The organism is Sulfitobacter sp. HGT1 (genome assembly GCF_013282155.1).
Classification (GTDB): Bacteria; Pseudomonadota; Alphaproteobacteria; order Rhodobacterales; family Rhodobacteraceae; genus Sulfitobacter.
This window is the reverse complement of record NZ_BLWI01000008.1, coordinates 427,585-441,337: the sequence shown is the minus strand read 5'-3', so window position 1 is coordinate 441,337 and position 13,753 is coordinate 427,585. Positions and strand designations below refer to the sequence as shown.

Sequence of the window (13,753 nt, the reverse complement as noted above, 5' to 3'; positions counted from 1 at the left end):
AGGCAGATAGGTGGGGCTAAACGGGTGCAACCTAAAGCCGGGGGCGGGCCGGGTCAAGACCGTGTGAAAAATGATATATCGTTTGTAAACAGTGCCTTATCTAAGGTGCGGGGCATTGCCTGTTTTGGGGGAATTGTCTATGTTGCGCAGCTTACACCGCATTGGTCGAAGGACGATAGCAATGGAACTGCGCACACGCATCACAGACGCGATGAAACAGGCGATGAAAGACAAGGCCGCTGACCGGCTGTCTACCCTTCGTTTGATCAACGCGGCCATCAAAGACAAAGACATCGCTGCACGCGCAGATGGTGGGGATGATGGCGTCGGCGATCCGGAAGTTCTGGCGATCTTGGGCAAAATGGCCAAGCAACGCATGGAATCGGTGCGCGCCTACGAGGAAGGCGGTCGTCTGGACCTTGCCGACCGCGAGCGCGAAGAAATCAAGATCATCGAGGAATTTCTGCCCCGTCAGTTGACCGAGGAAGAATCCGCAAAAGCCGTTGATGATGCGATTGCCGAAGTCGGCGCAACATCGATCCGCGACATGGGCAAGGTGATTGGTTTGCTCAAGGGAAAATACACAGGCCAGATGGATTTTGGCGCTGTCGGCCCAAAAGTCAAAGACCGGCTCAGCTAAGCCCCGCGCAGCAGCGAGCGGTTCAATTCGTCAAACAGCGCGATCCGCTCGTCTTCGCTTAGAAATTTACCAATCTCGACCTCGCGGCCCTTGCCGCGCAGGGTCACGTAATGCGGCACGGGCCCGTCTTTTTCGTATTTGGTCACCACGGTCCAATAGCGGTTGCAGTCCCATTCTTTGACATCGCCCTTGGGCGTGGTGTGGGTCAGATGCACGGTATCATCGGTGAGGGTGAACACCTCTTCGATCTGGCGGGACTTGTAGTTTCCTTGCAGCGCGAAATACATGCCCCAGACCGCAGCCAGCACAAAGGGCAGCAACCCCCACAGCAACGGCGTGCCCAACAGCGGCAGCGTCGGAATCAGGATCAGCGTGAATGTCGTGAGGATAAATGCGGCAAACCCCTTGGGCGGCAAGGATTGGTGCGGCCAAAGGCGCAGTTCCTGCGTGCGGGCGGTGGGGGATGTTTTCCATTCATAGGGCATGGGGCGGTCGGTCCGGTTGATTAAGATTAACCTGTGTTACAACCGCTAATTTAGGACGTTTCAGGGGCCAGACAATGCGACAGATCGCGTCTGGCCCCCGATTTCATTATTCCAGTTCGACCAGCAGATCCTTGGCGTCGATCTGGCCGCCGGGGCTGACATGCACCGCTTTGACCACTGCGTCGCGTTCTGCGTGAATGCCGGTTTCCATCTTCATCGCTTCGATGGTGAGCAGCAGATCGCCTGCTTTGACGTGCTGGCCCACGACCGCACCGACCGATGCCACAACCCCCGGCATCGGTGCGCCGATGTGGTTGGGGTTGCCGATTTCGGCCTTGGGACGCTGGGCGGTGGTGGCTTTGACCAGACGGTTTGGCACACGCACGACACGGGGCTGGCCGTTAAGTTCAAAGAACACTTTGACCTCACCATCCTCGTTGGTTTCGCTCAGCGCTTGCAGGCGGATTTCCAGCGTTTTGCCGGGGTCGATTTCGGCGGTGATTTCCTCGCCCGGTTCCATGCCGTAAAAGAACGTGCGTGTCGGCAGTACGCGCACGGGGCCATAGGTCCGGTGGCGGCCCATGTAATCAAGGAAAACCTTGGGGTACATCAGATAGCCCGACAGATCGTCGTCTTCGACCGTGGCACCCTCCAATTGGGCTTCCAGTTCTTTGCGGGTTGCCTCAAGATCCGTTGGCGGCAGATGCGCACCGGGGCGTTCTGTATTGGGTTGTTCGCCCTTGAGCACCTTCTTGACGATGCCAGCAGGAAACCCGCCCGGAGGTTGGCCCAGATTGCCGCGCATCATGTCGATCACAGAGTCGGGAAAGGACATTTCCGCGTTGGGGTCTTCGACCTGCGCACGCGTCAACCCTTGGGACACCATCATCAGCGCCATATCCCCGACCACCTTTGACGACGGCGTCACCTTGACGATATCGCCGAACATCTGGTTCACGTCGGCATAGGTCTTGGCGACCTCGGGCCAGCGGTCGTCCAGCCCCATCGACGCGGCCTGCGCCTTGAGATTGGTGAACTGGCCACCGGGCATTTCGTGCAGATACACCTCGGAGGAGGGGGCCTGCATGCCGGTCTCGAAAGCTGCGTATTCGCCGCGGACTTCTTCCCAATAGTTCGAAATCTCGCGCACGGCGTCCATCGACAGACCTGTGTCGCGGTCGGTGTGTTTCAGCGCCTCGACGACCGACCCAAGGGTCGCCTGCGACGTGTTGCCCGACAGCGCATCCATCGCGCAATCGACCGCATCCACGCCCGCCTCTGACGCCGCCATGATGGTGGCAATGGCAACGCCGGCGGTGTCATGGGTGTGGAAGTGGATCGGCAAGCCGACTTCGGATTTCAGCGCTTTGATCAACACCTTGGCGGCGTTGGGTTTCAGCAAACCTGCCATGTCTTTCAGACCCAACACATGCGCGCCTGCGGCTTTCAGCTCTTTGCCCATCGCCACATAATACTTCAGGTCGTATTTCGCGCGGTCGGGGTCAAAGATATCGCCGGTATAGCAAACGGTGCCTTCGCAAACCTTGCCGTTATCAATCACCGCGTCCATTGCAACGCGCATGTTTTCAACCCAGTTCAGACTGTCAAAGACACGGAACACATCCACACCTTCGGTGGCTGCGACGCGCACGAATTCCTGCACCACGTTGTCAGGGTAATTGGTGTAGCCCACCCCGTTCGATCCACGCAGCAACATCTGTGTCATCACGTTGGGGATCGCGGCGCGCAGGTCGCGCAGGCGCTGCCACGGGCATTCCTGCAAGAAGCGGTAGGCCACGTCAAAAGTCGCACCGCCCCAGCATTCCATCGAGAAAAGCTGCGGCAGGTTGGCGGCATAGGCAGGGGCGACCTTGATCATGTCATGGCTGCGCATCCGCGTGGCCAACAGCGACTGATGCCCGTCACGCATGGTCGTGTCGGTGATCAACAGTTGTTGCTGCTTTGCCATCCAGTCGGCGACAGCCTGCGGGCCTTTTTGTTCCAGCAGATTGCGGGTGCCCATCGTCGGCTCGGTTTTTGCGACGGGGGGCATCGGGGCACGCACGGTTGCGGCAGGGCGCTCGAAGCCTTTGGTTTCGGGATGCCCGTTCACAGTGATGTCGCCGATATAGGTCAGCACCTTGGTCGCGCGGTCGCGGCGCTTTTTAAAGGTGAAGAGTTCCGGCGTCTGGTCGATGAACTTGGTATGATAGGTGTTGTCCAGGAAGGTCGGGTGCTTGAGCAGGTTTTCCACAAAGGCGATGTTGGTCGACACGCCACGAATACGGAATTCGCGCAACGCGCGGTCCATGCGGGCGATCGCCTGTTCGGGGGTTTGCGCCTTGGCTGTGACCTTGACCAAAAGGCTGTCGTAATAGCGCGTGATCACGCCGCCGGAATAGGCGGTGCCGCCGTCCAGACGGATGCCCATGCCCGTTGCCTCGCGAAAGGCGGTGATGCGGCCATAGTCGGGGATGAAGTTGTTTTGCGGGTCTTCGGTGGTGATGCGGGTTTGCAGCGCATGGCCGTTGAGCTGCACATCGGCCTGGCTGGCTTTACCCGTCGCCTCTGCAAGGGTCTTGCCCTCGGCAATCAGGATTTGCGCGCGCACGATGTCGATGCCGGTGACTTCTTCGGTCACGGTATGTTCGACCTGAACGCGGGGGTTTACCTCGATAAAGTAGAATTTGTCGTCGTCCATATCCATCAGGAATTCGACAGTGCCCGCGCATTCATACCCGACATGGGCGCAGATCTTGCGGCCCAATTCGCAGATCTCGGTGCGCTGTTCTTCGGTCAGATAGGGGGCGGGGGCGCGTTCAACGACCTTTTGGTTGCGGCGCTGCACGGAACAGTCGCGCTCAAACAGGTGGTAAATCTCGCCGTGTTTGTCACCCAGAATTTGCACCTCGACGTGGCGGGCCTTGATGATCATCTTTTCCAGATAACCTTCGCCATTGCCAAAGGCGGCTTCGGCCTCGCGGCGGCCTTCAAGAACCTTTTCTTGCAGTTCCTTTTCAGAGTTGATCGGCCGCATGCCGCGCCCGCCGCCGCCCCAGGACGCCTTGAGCATCAAGGGGTAGCCGACCTCGGCTGCCTGTTTGCGCACCAGATCCATGTCGTCGCCCAGCACGTCCGTGGCGGGAATGACCGGCACGCCTGCCTCGATCGCGACGCGGCGCGCGCTGGCCTTGTCACCCAAGGCGCGCATGGTTTCAGCGCGCGGCCCGATAAAGGTAATGCCGTTCTGTTCGCAGGCATCCACGAAATCGGGGTTTTCCGACAGCAACCCGTAGCCCGGATGGATCGCATCCGCGCCCGAAGCTTTGGCGACACGGATGATCTCTTCGATGCTAAGATATGCCGCAACCGGACCAAGCCCCGCACCGATGCGGTAAGCTTCGTCGGCCTTGAAACGGTGCAGGCCAAGTTTATCTTCTTCGGCAAAGACGGCCACCGTCTTTTTACCCATTTCATTGGCCGCCCGCATAATACGGATGGCAATTTCACCACGGTTGGCAATCAGGATTTTCTTGAACTCTGTCATCGGGCCTCGCTTAGGATACGCTGGGCGGGGCCGCGGCGAGAGGGCCGGACCCGTGGGGTTAATGCGGCAGTGCAGCATTGTTGCGTGTGTTTGGCGCGGGGTGCAAGGAAGTTTTTATGCCTCCGGCGGGGATTTTAGACCATTTGGAATTTAGACGCGCTGATCGAGGTCGATCGGAGCGGGCAAATCTTGCAATGATCTTGCGCCCATCTGCCCCATGTTTGCGATTAGGTCCTTTTTGAAGGTGTCAATCAGGTGATCGACGCCAATTGGTCCCAATGCCGCGAGGGCATAGTGGAAGGCGCGGCCCATCATCACAAAATCCGCCCCAAGGGCCAATGCGCGCAAAATATCGAGGCCGGTTTCGACGCCGCTGTCAAAAATAATCGGCAAAGTAGTGGCGGCGCGAATCGCGGGCAGCATGTCGATTGACGCAGGGGCCCCGTCGAATTGCCGGCCCGCATGGTTGGACACCCAAATGCCGTCGGCACCTATGGTTTCGAGGGTGGTGGCATCTTCTGGGCGCAACACGCCTTTGATCATGAAAGGCCCGTCCCACGCATCGCGCAACCATTTGACATAGTCCCAATCGGGCGAGGTGCGCAGCAGGTATCCGACATGCGCGGTGGATGACAAACCTTGGGTGCTGGTGCTTTTGTATTTGTCCAGCATCCGCATATGCGGCATCCCGCGCTGCGCAATGCCCATGGCCCAGGCCGGACGCATCGCCACTTGGGCCAGCAAGCGCGGTGTCAGGCGCGGCGGGTTGGTCAGGCCAGAGCGCGTTTGCCGTTCGCGGCGGCTGGCCACGGGGACATCGACGGTCAGGATCAGCCCGTTGAAACCGGCGGATCTGGCGCGGTTCAACATGTCGGTGCGAATGTCGGGGTCGCGCGGGGGGTACATCTGGAACCACGCGTCCTTGCCGATATGGGGGGCAAGGTCTTCGGGGCTTTGGGTGGCGACTGTGGACAGGCAATAGGGAAGGCCGGCGCGGGCGGCGGCGCGGGCAAGATGGCCTTCGGCATCGGGCCAGATCAGCCCGGACATGCCAATCGGGGCGATCCCGAAGGGCAGGGGGAAATCGGCCCCGAATAATGACGTCGACAGGTCAGGGTCGAATTCGCCATGCAGCACCGATGGCATGAAGCCGATCCGGTCCAGCGACTGGCGGTTGCGGTGTTTGGTGGTCTCGGCTCCGGTGGCGCTGTCCAGATATTCCCAGACGAATTTCGGAATCCGCCGTTTGGCGCGGCGGCGCAGGTCGGAGAGTTCGGGGTAGTTTGTGTGCAAATCCATGCGCTTATTTGGGCAGGACAGTCGGGGTTTGTCCAGCCGCCATCTGCACCGGATTGAACATCACAGAGGCGGAAATACCGGCGGCAATTACGGCCGTTTTCTGCCAAGAACATTTTGCGAACGTGTCTTTCATTTGGACGCATGGCGCGCTAGGTTATGGCCCATGAATGATTTCGACGAAATGGACGCCTTTGAGGGCGCATCTTTATCAGCGCGCGCCATGGCCGCGCGTCCGCAACCCTATCTCGACGGGCTGAACCCCGCGCAACGGGCTGCCGTTGAACAGATGGACGGGCCGGTGTTGATGCTGGCGGGGGCGGGCACCGGCAAGACCAAGGCGTTGACTGCGCGGATCGTGCATTTGATGAACACGGGCCGCGCCCGCCCGAACGAGATTTTGGCGGTCACCTTCACCAACAAGGCCGCGCGCGAGATGAAGAACCGCGTCGGTGGCATGTTGGGGCAAAGCATTGAAGGCATGCCGTGGCTGGGCACGTTCCATGCGATCTGCGTCAAGCTGTTGCGCCGTCATGCGGAGCTGGTGGGGTTGAAATCGAACTTTACCATTCTGGATACGGACGACCAGTTGCGCCTGCTCAAGCAGTTGATCAAGGCCGAAGGTATTGACGACAAGCGTTGGCCTGCGCGGATGCTGGCGGGGATCATTGACGGCTGGAAGAACCGTGCGCTGACACCGGAAAAGGTGCCAAGTGCCGATGCGGGTCATTACAACCACCGTGGCACCGAACTTTATGCCCAGTATCAAGCGCGGCTGAAAGACCTGAACGCCTGCGATTTCGGCGATCTGCTGTTGCATATGGTGACGATTTTCCAGACTCACGAGAACTTGCTGAAACAGTATCAACGCTGGTTCAAGTTCATCCTTGTGGACGAATACCAAGACACCAACGTCGCCCAATATCTGTGGCTGCGGCTGTTGGCGGCGGGGCATAAAAACATCTGTTGTGTGGGGGATGACGACCAGTCGATCTATGGCTGGCGCGGGGCCGAAGTGGGCAATATCCTCAAGTTTGAGAGCGATTTCCCCGGTGCCCATGTGGTGCGACTTGAACAGAACTACCGGTCGACCCCGCATATTCTGGCTGCTGCGTCCGGCGTGATTGCGGGCAACGAAGGGCGGTTGGGCAAGACGCTTTGGACCGAAGCGCGGGATGGTGAAAAGGTTCGGTTGATCGGCCATTGGGATGGCGAGGAAGAAGCCCGCTGGATCGGGGACGAGATCGAATCCATGCAGCGCGGGACCCGCGATCTGCGCAAGTATTCGCTGGATGATATGGCGATCCTCGTGCGGGCCTCGCACCAGATGCGCGCCTTTGAGGACCGGTTTCTGACCATCGGTCTGCCCTACCGCGTCATCGGGGGGCCGCGCTTCTACGAACGGCTCGAGATCAGGGATGCGATGGCCTATTTCCGCGTCGTGACATCGCCCGATGATGATCTGGCGTTCGAGCGGATCGTGAACACGCCCAAGCGCGGGCTGGGCGATAAGGCGCAGCAGAATATACAGGTAACGGCGCGTGAAAACGGCGTGAACCTTGTGGAAGGCGCGCGGATATTGCTGGCCAATGGCGGGATCGGCGGCAAGGGGGCGGCGCAGTTGCGGCTGTTGATTGACGGCATTGAACGCTGGGGCGAGATGGCGCGCGGGCCGCGCATTCGCACCGAGATCGACGATAATTCAGTGATCGACGATGGCGTGCCTATTGCGCGCTATGAATACGGCCCGCCCGAGATGAGCCATGTCGAGCTGGCGCAGATTATCCTTGATGAGTCCGGCTATACTGGTTTCTGGCAGAACGACAAAACGCCAGAGGCACCGGGGCGGCTTGAGAACCTCAAGGAATTGGTCAAGGCCTTGGAACAGTTCGAGAATCTGCAAGGTTTCCTTGAACACGTCAGCCTGATTATGGACAACGAACAGCAAGGCGAGGGCGAAAAGGTGTCGATCATGACGCTGCACGCCGCCAAGGGTCTGGAATTCCCCGCCGTGTTCCTGCCGGGCTGGGAGGACGGGCTGTTTCCGTCGCAACGGTCTATGGATGAAAGCGGGGTCAAGGGCCTCGAGGAAGAGCGCCGTCTGGCCTATGTCGGCATCACCCGCGCCGAGGAAATCTGCACCATTTCATTTGCCGCGAACCGGCGGGTGTTTGGCCAATGGCAAAGCGCCATGCCGTCGCGGTTTATCGACGAATTGCCGCAGGATCACGTGGATGTCCTGACCCCGCCCGGCCTTTATGGGGGTGGGTTTGGCGCTGCGATGCCGAAATCCGATCTGCATGAAAAGGCCGCCGAGGCGAATGTCTATAATTCACCGGGTTGGCGGCGTCTGCAATCGCGCAGCAATGATCGCGGGATGAGCCAGCCCAGGGAATCGCGCAATGTCACCATTGATATGGCCGCGGTCAGCAGCTTCACCATGGGCGAACGCGTGTTCCATCAGAAATTCGGCTATGGCAATGTGATCGGGATCGAAGGTGACAAGCTTGAGATCGAGTTTGAAAAAGCCGGGATCAAAAAAGTCGTGTCGCGGTTTCTGACCGGATCGGATGACGTACCGTTTTAAAGGATTGGTTCATGGGGCGCGGCAGATGCAGCGCCCCATGAGTATGTCAGCCGGATTTAGCCCAGAACCGATGTCACGGCCTGATGGGTTGCGGCAACGACCTGATCGGCCTCCTCCTTGCTAAGGCAGAAGGGCGGGGCAAAGCCCAGAATATCCCCTTGGGGCATGGCCCGCGCGATGACGTTGCTTTGCTCAAGCAGCTTGCCGGCGATCTGCGGCCCGATCTTGTCGGCCGCGTCATAGAAGGTGCGGCTGTCTTTGTCGGCCACGAATTCAACCGCGCACAACATGCCTTCGCCACGCACGTCGCCCACATGGGGGTGGTCGGCCAAGGCGGCGCGCATCTGGGTGTTCAGATAGGCCCCAACCGTGCCTGCATTTTCCATCAGCCCCAGTTTGTCGATCAATTGCAGGTTCGCAACGCCCGCAGCAGCGCCGATGGGATGGGCCGAATAGGTCCAGCCGTGCCCGATCGGGCCGTTTTCATCGGTGCCTTTTTCAAGCACGGCCCACATTTTGTCAGACACAATCGACCCCGAAAGCGGCGCATAGGCCGATGTCAGCCCCTTGGCGATGGTGATCAGATCGGGGCGCATGCCATAGTGATCGGACCCGAACATCGTGCCCAAACGGCCAAAACCGGTCACGACTTCGTCTGCGACCAGCAGAATATCGTGGCGGTCCAGCACTTCTTGGATGGCGGGCCAATAGCCTGCGGGCGGCGGCACGATGCCACCGGTGCCCAAAACGGGTTCACCGATAAAGGCCGCGATGGTGTCGGCCCCTTCGGCGTGGATCATCGCCTCAAGCTCGGACACGCAATGGGCGACGAATTCGCTTTCGCTTTGGTCCTGATTCTTGCGCTGGAAATAAAACGGTGCCTCTGTGTGGATCACCTGCGCGAGGGGCAGGTCGAACTTCTTGTGAAACAGGTCGAGGCCCGTCAGCGATCCGGTCATCAGGCCCGATCCGTGATAGCCGCGCCAGCGCGAGATGATCTTTTTCTTCTTCGGGCGACCCAGTATGTTGTTGTAATACCAGATCAATTTGATGTTGGTCTCGTTGGCATCGGAGCCGGACATGCCGAAATACACTTTGGACATGTGATCGGGCGCGCGGTCCATCACCATCTTGGCAAGGGTGATCGACGCTTCGGTGCCGTGGCCGACATAGGAATGGTAATAGGCCAGCTCTTTCGCCTGCTCGGCGATGGCTTCGGCGATCTCGGGGCGGCCATAGCCGACGTTGACGCAATACAAACCCGCGAAGGCGTCCAGCATCCGGTTGCCATCGCGGTCTTCGATATGCACGCCGGACGCGGTTTTGATCACGCGCTGCGGGATGTTGCCCCGTGCGAATTCAGCCAGATGGGTCGAGGCGTGAAAGAAATTCTCGCGGTCCCATTGTTCAAGTTTATCATTGTGTAGCATGGTCTTACCCTTCGACTGTGGCGGCGCGCCGCCTGTTCATTCTGAAAGGAGCCGGTTGCACGCAAGGGGCCAAACAGGGGCCGGAGTGTGAGCAGAACGGCTCCGCTCACCCAAGCAGCAGCGCGCAATGCCTTTATTGCCAAGGTAATGCAGCATTTTAACCACGGTTGTGCGGGGAAACCAACAGATTTGTCGTCGGGTGCGGGTTTTCGGGATTGGAGTTGGCGGGGAACTGCGCTCGAATTAGGCAGAACTGCTTGGCGGGGCGGCTTCATGGTGGATCGAGGCTTCAGTTCGGCGACCGCGTTCGCTTGCGGTTTCGGAGGATGATGCAGGCCGACTTCGAGCCCAGAGCGACCGATGCTGCGGCGGGCATTAACGTCACCTATCCCGCCGCTATTATTAATCAGATGCGGGTCTTGGGGGCAGCTTTGCGATCTGAGTCACCTGAATTGGGTTCGCCTTTCGGCTCGATCAGAAGTACCTTGACCTCACTGTCAGCGCGTGGCCGATGGACCACGCCCTTTGGGACAATAAACAGCTCGCCCGCTTTGACCGTGCGCGACGGCTCCCCTTCAATATCCATTTGCATCTCACCCTCCAGCACATAGAAGAAATCATCTGTGGAGTCATGTTTATGGAATGGATACTCACCGATCAATTTGACCACCATGACTTCATTGTCGTTATAATCGGCAATCACATGTGGGTCCCAATGCGTTGAAAACTGTGCCAGTTTTTCCTCAAGGTTGACTGATTTCATTGATGATGTCCTTTTTATTGTTTTTACAGGTATGGCCACGAAGCCATCAGGAGTTGTCCGATTAAAAGCGAACGACAATCCAGTGAGACAAGATCACACGACCTCACGCCGGGTCTTGAACGATCGTGCGCGCGCGATTGGGTGGCAGCAGCGCCCTGGCAGGCCGGCATCCAGAGGATCGAGGCACATTTTTCCGGTGAGGCTTACGCCCCGCATCGACATGACACTTACGCAATCGGATATACCATCAATGGCGTCCAGAGCTTTGATTATCGTGGTGCGCGTTCGGATAGTGTTGCCGGTCAGGTAATTGTTCTACACCCTGACGAAGTACACACTGGCGAGGCCGGAACAGAAGACGGGTTCCACTACCGGATGCTGTATGTCGAGCCATCTTTGGTACGTGAGGCTTTAGGGCCGTCGGCAAGCACGCTTCCTTTTTTGCGTGACGCGGTTCTTACGGACCCGCGCTTGATGCACGCAATCCATGCTGCATTCTCCGATATGGCCACAATTCTGGAAACGGTTGCGATGGATGAACTGGCCGTTTTATTGGCGGACGGGTTGCTGGCACACGACACGTCTGCCCATCGCACAACAGGCTCCTTGATAGACTTAAGAGCGACAAACCGAGCGAGAGAATACCTTGACGGCAATCTTGATCAGACCGTCCATTCCGAAGAACTGGAAAAAATCACCGGCTTGGACCGGTATGCGCTGGCGCGTCAGTTCAGAAAAGCGTTCGGAACCAGCCCGTATCGATACCTGACACTGCGTCGTCTAGATCAGGTTCGCGGCGACATTGTTTCTGGAGCTACTTTGGTTGACGCTGCTTTAAGAGCGGGTTTTAGCGACCAGCCCCACATGACGCGACAGTTCAAAGCGAACTTCGGTATCTCTCCGGGAGGCTGGCAGCGCTTGATACAAAGACGATAGAGTTCATCGACCAAAGCGGAGCTTCGCTAGATGATCTTGAAGATCCGTTTTGTCCCCCAGAGCAAACCTTGGCCCACCACGCACCTGATGCCCGTAAATACCGGATTTCTGAAAATGGGTGCCTTTGAAATAAAGAACGGCGGCGCTTTGGGAGGAAAGCACCGCCGTCTTTTTCGACGTCTCCAATCCAATCGGGAGGAAAGGAGGAAGGAGACGTTTATGAAGGCCGTGGTTTCAGGGAGGAGGAGGAAACCGTAGGCCTTCTACAGACACACAACAGGGAGGATGTGTGTGTCCGATCTCAATTCATTTAGGCAGCGTTGCGGCCTGTTTCCAGAGCGATGCTGCGGATTTGTGAACGGCTCATGCCGAGGTCTGCCAATTCACGGTTCGAGAGCGAGCTCAGCTCGTCGAATGTGGCGCGGTATACGCGGGCTTGTTTGCGGCGCGTCGCGATCATGGACAGAACAGCGTTAAAGCGGTCTGCGATGGAAGGAGCGGTTGTTGCGTTTACATATGCCATTTCAGCACCTCGTTTGTTTCGTCTGCGTTTGCGTCGTCTGCGTTTCCTTGTGATCCATATGTAGGAAGATGCTGCGTCTGCACAATGCACATGTCGTCAATGCTGCTATGCAGCAAATGCATAAGCAAAGTTGACGTAAGGTCCTGAAAAATTTTGACAAAAAAATGGCGACGACACCAGGGAGGAGGAGGGTGCCGTCGCCTAAAACAGAAACATCCGGGAGGAGGATGGATGCGTCTGGTCTTTCTGTTGGTCAGCAGCTTGTGCTGTCCTGAAACCTTTCTGACCTATTTGCTGCAGTTGCACAAATATAAATTCTGCAATGCAGCTATGCAGCAGAAACATAGGGGGTTTGATTATTTTCTAGGCAGATATTTCGGGCTTTGCTGCTTGCGTGGGCAGTGTGGCGACAGGCTCTTGCGGTTTGGTCAAAAACTGCCATGTCAAAACCCTGGATAAGAAGGAAAACGATATGCCCGTTACAAAAGCTCAAGTCGAAGCTGAACTGGAACGCGTCACAATGCCGGATGGGAAATCCATCCTTGCCCATGATTTGATTCGTGCTTTGACGATCGACGGGGATGTCGTGCGTTTCGTGATCGAGGCCCCGAATGCGCAGGTGGCCGCGCAAATGGCCCCTTTGCGTGATGCGGCCGAACAGGTGGTAAAGGCGATGGAGGGTGTGAGCTCCGTCACCGTGGCCCTGACCGCCCATGGCCCCGCGCCCAAGGCTCCGGCACCCAGCCTCAAGATCGGCGGCCATCCCAAGCCGCAGGACGGCCCCACCAAGCCCAAAGGCGTGCAGCGGATTCTGGCCATCGGGTCGGGCAAGGGTGGCGTTGGCAAATCGACCGTCAGTTCGAACCTTGCGGTGGCGCTGGCGCGGGCAGGGCGCAAGGTTGGCCTGCTGGATGCTGATATTTACGGCCCCAGCCAGCCGCGCATGATGGGGGTCAACAAACGCCCCGCATCGCCCGATGGCAAAACGATCATTCCCCTGCACGCCCATGGCGTAACCCTGATGTCGATCGGCTTCATGATGGAAGAAGGCAAAGCCGTGGTTTGGCGTGGCCCGATGCTGATGGGGGCGCTGCAGCAGATGTTGGGGCAGGTTGAATGGGGCGAGCTTGACGTGCTGCTGGTCGATCTGCCGCCCGGAACAGGCGATGTTCAGCTGACACTATGTACCAAGTCCGAATTGTCGGGGGCCATTGTCGTGTCCACCCCGCAAGACGTGGCGCTGATTGATGCGCGCAAGGCCATCGACATGTTCAACACCCTGAAAACCCCGGTTATCGGCCTGATCGAAAACATGTCGATGTTTGTCTGCCCCGATTGCGGGTCCGAACATCAGATATTCGGCCATGGCGGTGTCGCGGCCGAGGCGGACAAGATCGGCGTGCCCTTGCTGGGCAGTCTGCCCATTGATCTGGATACCCGCCTTGCCGGCGACGGTGGCACGCCGATTGCAGCGGGCGATGGTCCCATGGCGCAGGCCTATGCCCGCATTGCCGAAGGGTTGATAAAGGGCGGGATGGCGTAAGCC

The 13,753-nt window shown here is 58.4% G+C and carries 10 protein-coding genes; 4 read left to right on the top strand and 6 right to left on the bottom strand.

Features of this window, described 5'->3' with window-relative positions:
* The first annotated feature begins 181 nt into the window (after positions 1 to 181).
* Positions 182 to 640: a GatB/YqeY domain-containing protein gene (locus HGT1_RS08345; protein WP_176249464.1), complete on the top strand. Its 459-nt coding sequence runs from the start codon at positions 182 to 184 to the stop codon at positions 638 to 640.
* On the opposite strand, the gene HGT1_RS08340 is transcribed toward HGT1_RS08345, so the two are convergent.
* From HGT1_RS08340 to HGT1_RS08330, 3 genes are all read right to left on the bottom strand, one after another.
* Entirely contained in the window at positions 637 to 1,125 is a 489-nt protein-coding gene (locus tag HGT1_RS08340; RefSeq protein ID WP_176249463.1) for a DUF2244 domain-containing protein, read from the bottom strand. The two genes, HGT1_RS08345 and HGT1_RS08340, sit on opposite strands and share 4 nt — an antisense overlap.
* Before the next feature lie 106 nt (positions 1,126 to 1,231).
* On the bottom strand, positions 1,232 to 4,672 hold the full coding sequence (locus HGT1_RS08335) for a pyruvate carboxylase (RefSeq protein WP_176249462.1): 3,441 nt from the start codon (positions 4,670 to 4,672) through the stop codon (positions 1,232 to 1,234).
* 150 nt (positions 4,673 to 4,822) lie between these two features.
* On the bottom strand, positions 4,823 to 5,971 hold the full coding sequence (locus HGT1_RS08330; RefSeq protein ID WP_176249461.1) for an alpha-hydroxy acid oxidase: 1,149 nt from the start codon (positions 5,969 to 5,971) through the stop codon (positions 4,823 to 4,825).
* 163 nt (positions 5,972 to 6,134) lie between these two features.
* Here HGT1_RS08330 and HGT1_RS08325 point away from each other — a divergent pair, with 163 nt between their 5' ends.
* Entirely contained in the window at positions 6,135 to 8,555 is a 2,421-nt protein-coding gene (locus tag HGT1_RS08325; RefSeq protein WP_176249460.1) for an ATP-dependent helicase, read from the top strand.
* Between the two features lie 56 nt (positions 8,556 to 8,611).
* On the opposite strand, the gene HGT1_RS08320 is transcribed toward HGT1_RS08325, so the two are convergent.
* Both HGT1_RS08320 and HGT1_RS08315 read right to left on the bottom strand, forming a co-directional pair.
* Positions 8,612 to 9,985: an aspartate aminotransferase family protein gene (locus tag HGT1_RS08320; RefSeq protein ID WP_176249459.1), complete on the bottom strand. Its 1,374-nt coding sequence runs from the start codon at positions 9,983 to 9,985 to the stop codon at positions 8,612 to 8,614.
* Between the two features lie 406 nt (positions 9,986 to 10,391).
* Complete coding sequence (locus HGT1_RS08315) at positions 10,392 to 10,748, bottom strand: cupin domain-containing protein (RefSeq protein WP_176249458.1); 357 nt, start codon at positions 10,746 to 10,748, stop codon at positions 10,392 to 10,394.
* A 141-nt stretch (positions 10,749 to 10,889) separates the two neighbouring features.
* Here HGT1_RS08315 and HGT1_RS08310 point away from each other — a divergent pair, with 141 nt between their 5' ends.
* Positions 10,890 to 11,684 (top strand): AraC family transcriptional regulator, encoded by a 795-nt coding sequence (locus HGT1_RS08310; RefSeq protein ID WP_176249457.1) that lies wholly within the window; start codon positions 10,890 to 10,892, stop codon positions 11,682 to 11,684.
* A gap of 310 nt (positions 11,685 to 11,994) precedes the next feature.
* On the opposite strand, the gene HGT1_RS08305 is transcribed toward HGT1_RS08310, so the two are convergent.
* Positions 11,995 to 12,207, bottom strand: coding sequence for a DUF1127 domain-containing protein (locus HGT1_RS08305; protein ID WP_176249456.1), 213 nt, complete (start codon positions 12,205 to 12,207; stop codon positions 11,995 to 11,997).
* A 472-nt stretch (positions 12,208 to 12,679) separates the two neighbouring features.
* On the opposite strand from HGT1_RS08305, the gene HGT1_RS08300 reads away from it, so the two are divergent.
* On the top strand, positions 12,680 to 13,750 hold the full coding sequence (locus HGT1_RS08300) for an Mrp/NBP35 family ATP-binding protein (protein WP_176249455.1): 1,071 nt from the start codon (positions 12,680 to 12,682) through the stop codon (positions 13,748 to 13,750).
* Positions 13,751 to 13,753: the final 3 nt, after the last annotated feature.

Bases quoted from the DNA above. Each gene is read 5' to 3' on its own strand.
- HGT1_RS08345 (WP_176249464.1), top strand. From the start codon at position 182: ATGGAACTGCGCACACGCATCACAGACGCGATGAAACAGGCGATGAAA.
- HGT1_RS08340 (WP_176249463.1), bottom strand. From the start codon at position 1,125: ATGCCCTATGAATGGAAAACATCCCCCACCGCCCGCACGCAGGAACTG.
- HGT1_RS08335 (WP_176249462.1), bottom strand. From the start codon at position 4,672: ATGACAGAGTTCAAGAAAATCCTGATTGCCAACCGTGGTGAAATTGCC.
- HGT1_RS08330 (WP_176249461.1), bottom strand. From the start codon at position 5,971: ATGGATTTGCACACAAACTACCCCGAACTCTCCGACCTGCGCCGCCGC.
- HGT1_RS08325 (WP_176249460.1), top strand. From the start codon at position 6,135: ATGAATGATTTCGACGAAATGGACGCCTTTGAGGGCGCATCTTTATCA.
- HGT1_RS08320 (WP_176249459.1), bottom strand. From the start codon at position 9,985: ATGCTACACAATGATAAACTTGAACAATGGGACCGCGAGAATTTCTTT.
- HGT1_RS08315 (WP_176249458.1), bottom strand. From the start codon at position 10,748: ATGAAATCAGTCAACCTTGAGGAAAAACTGGCACAGTTTTCAACGCAT.
- HGT1_RS08305 (WP_176249456.1), bottom strand. From the start codon at position 12,207: ATGGCATATGTAAACGCAACAACCGCTCCTTCCATCGCAGACCGCTTT.
- HGT1_RS08300 (WP_176249455.1), top strand. From the start codon at position 12,680: ATGCCCGTTACAAAAGCTCAAGTCGAAGCTGAACTGGAACGCGTCACA.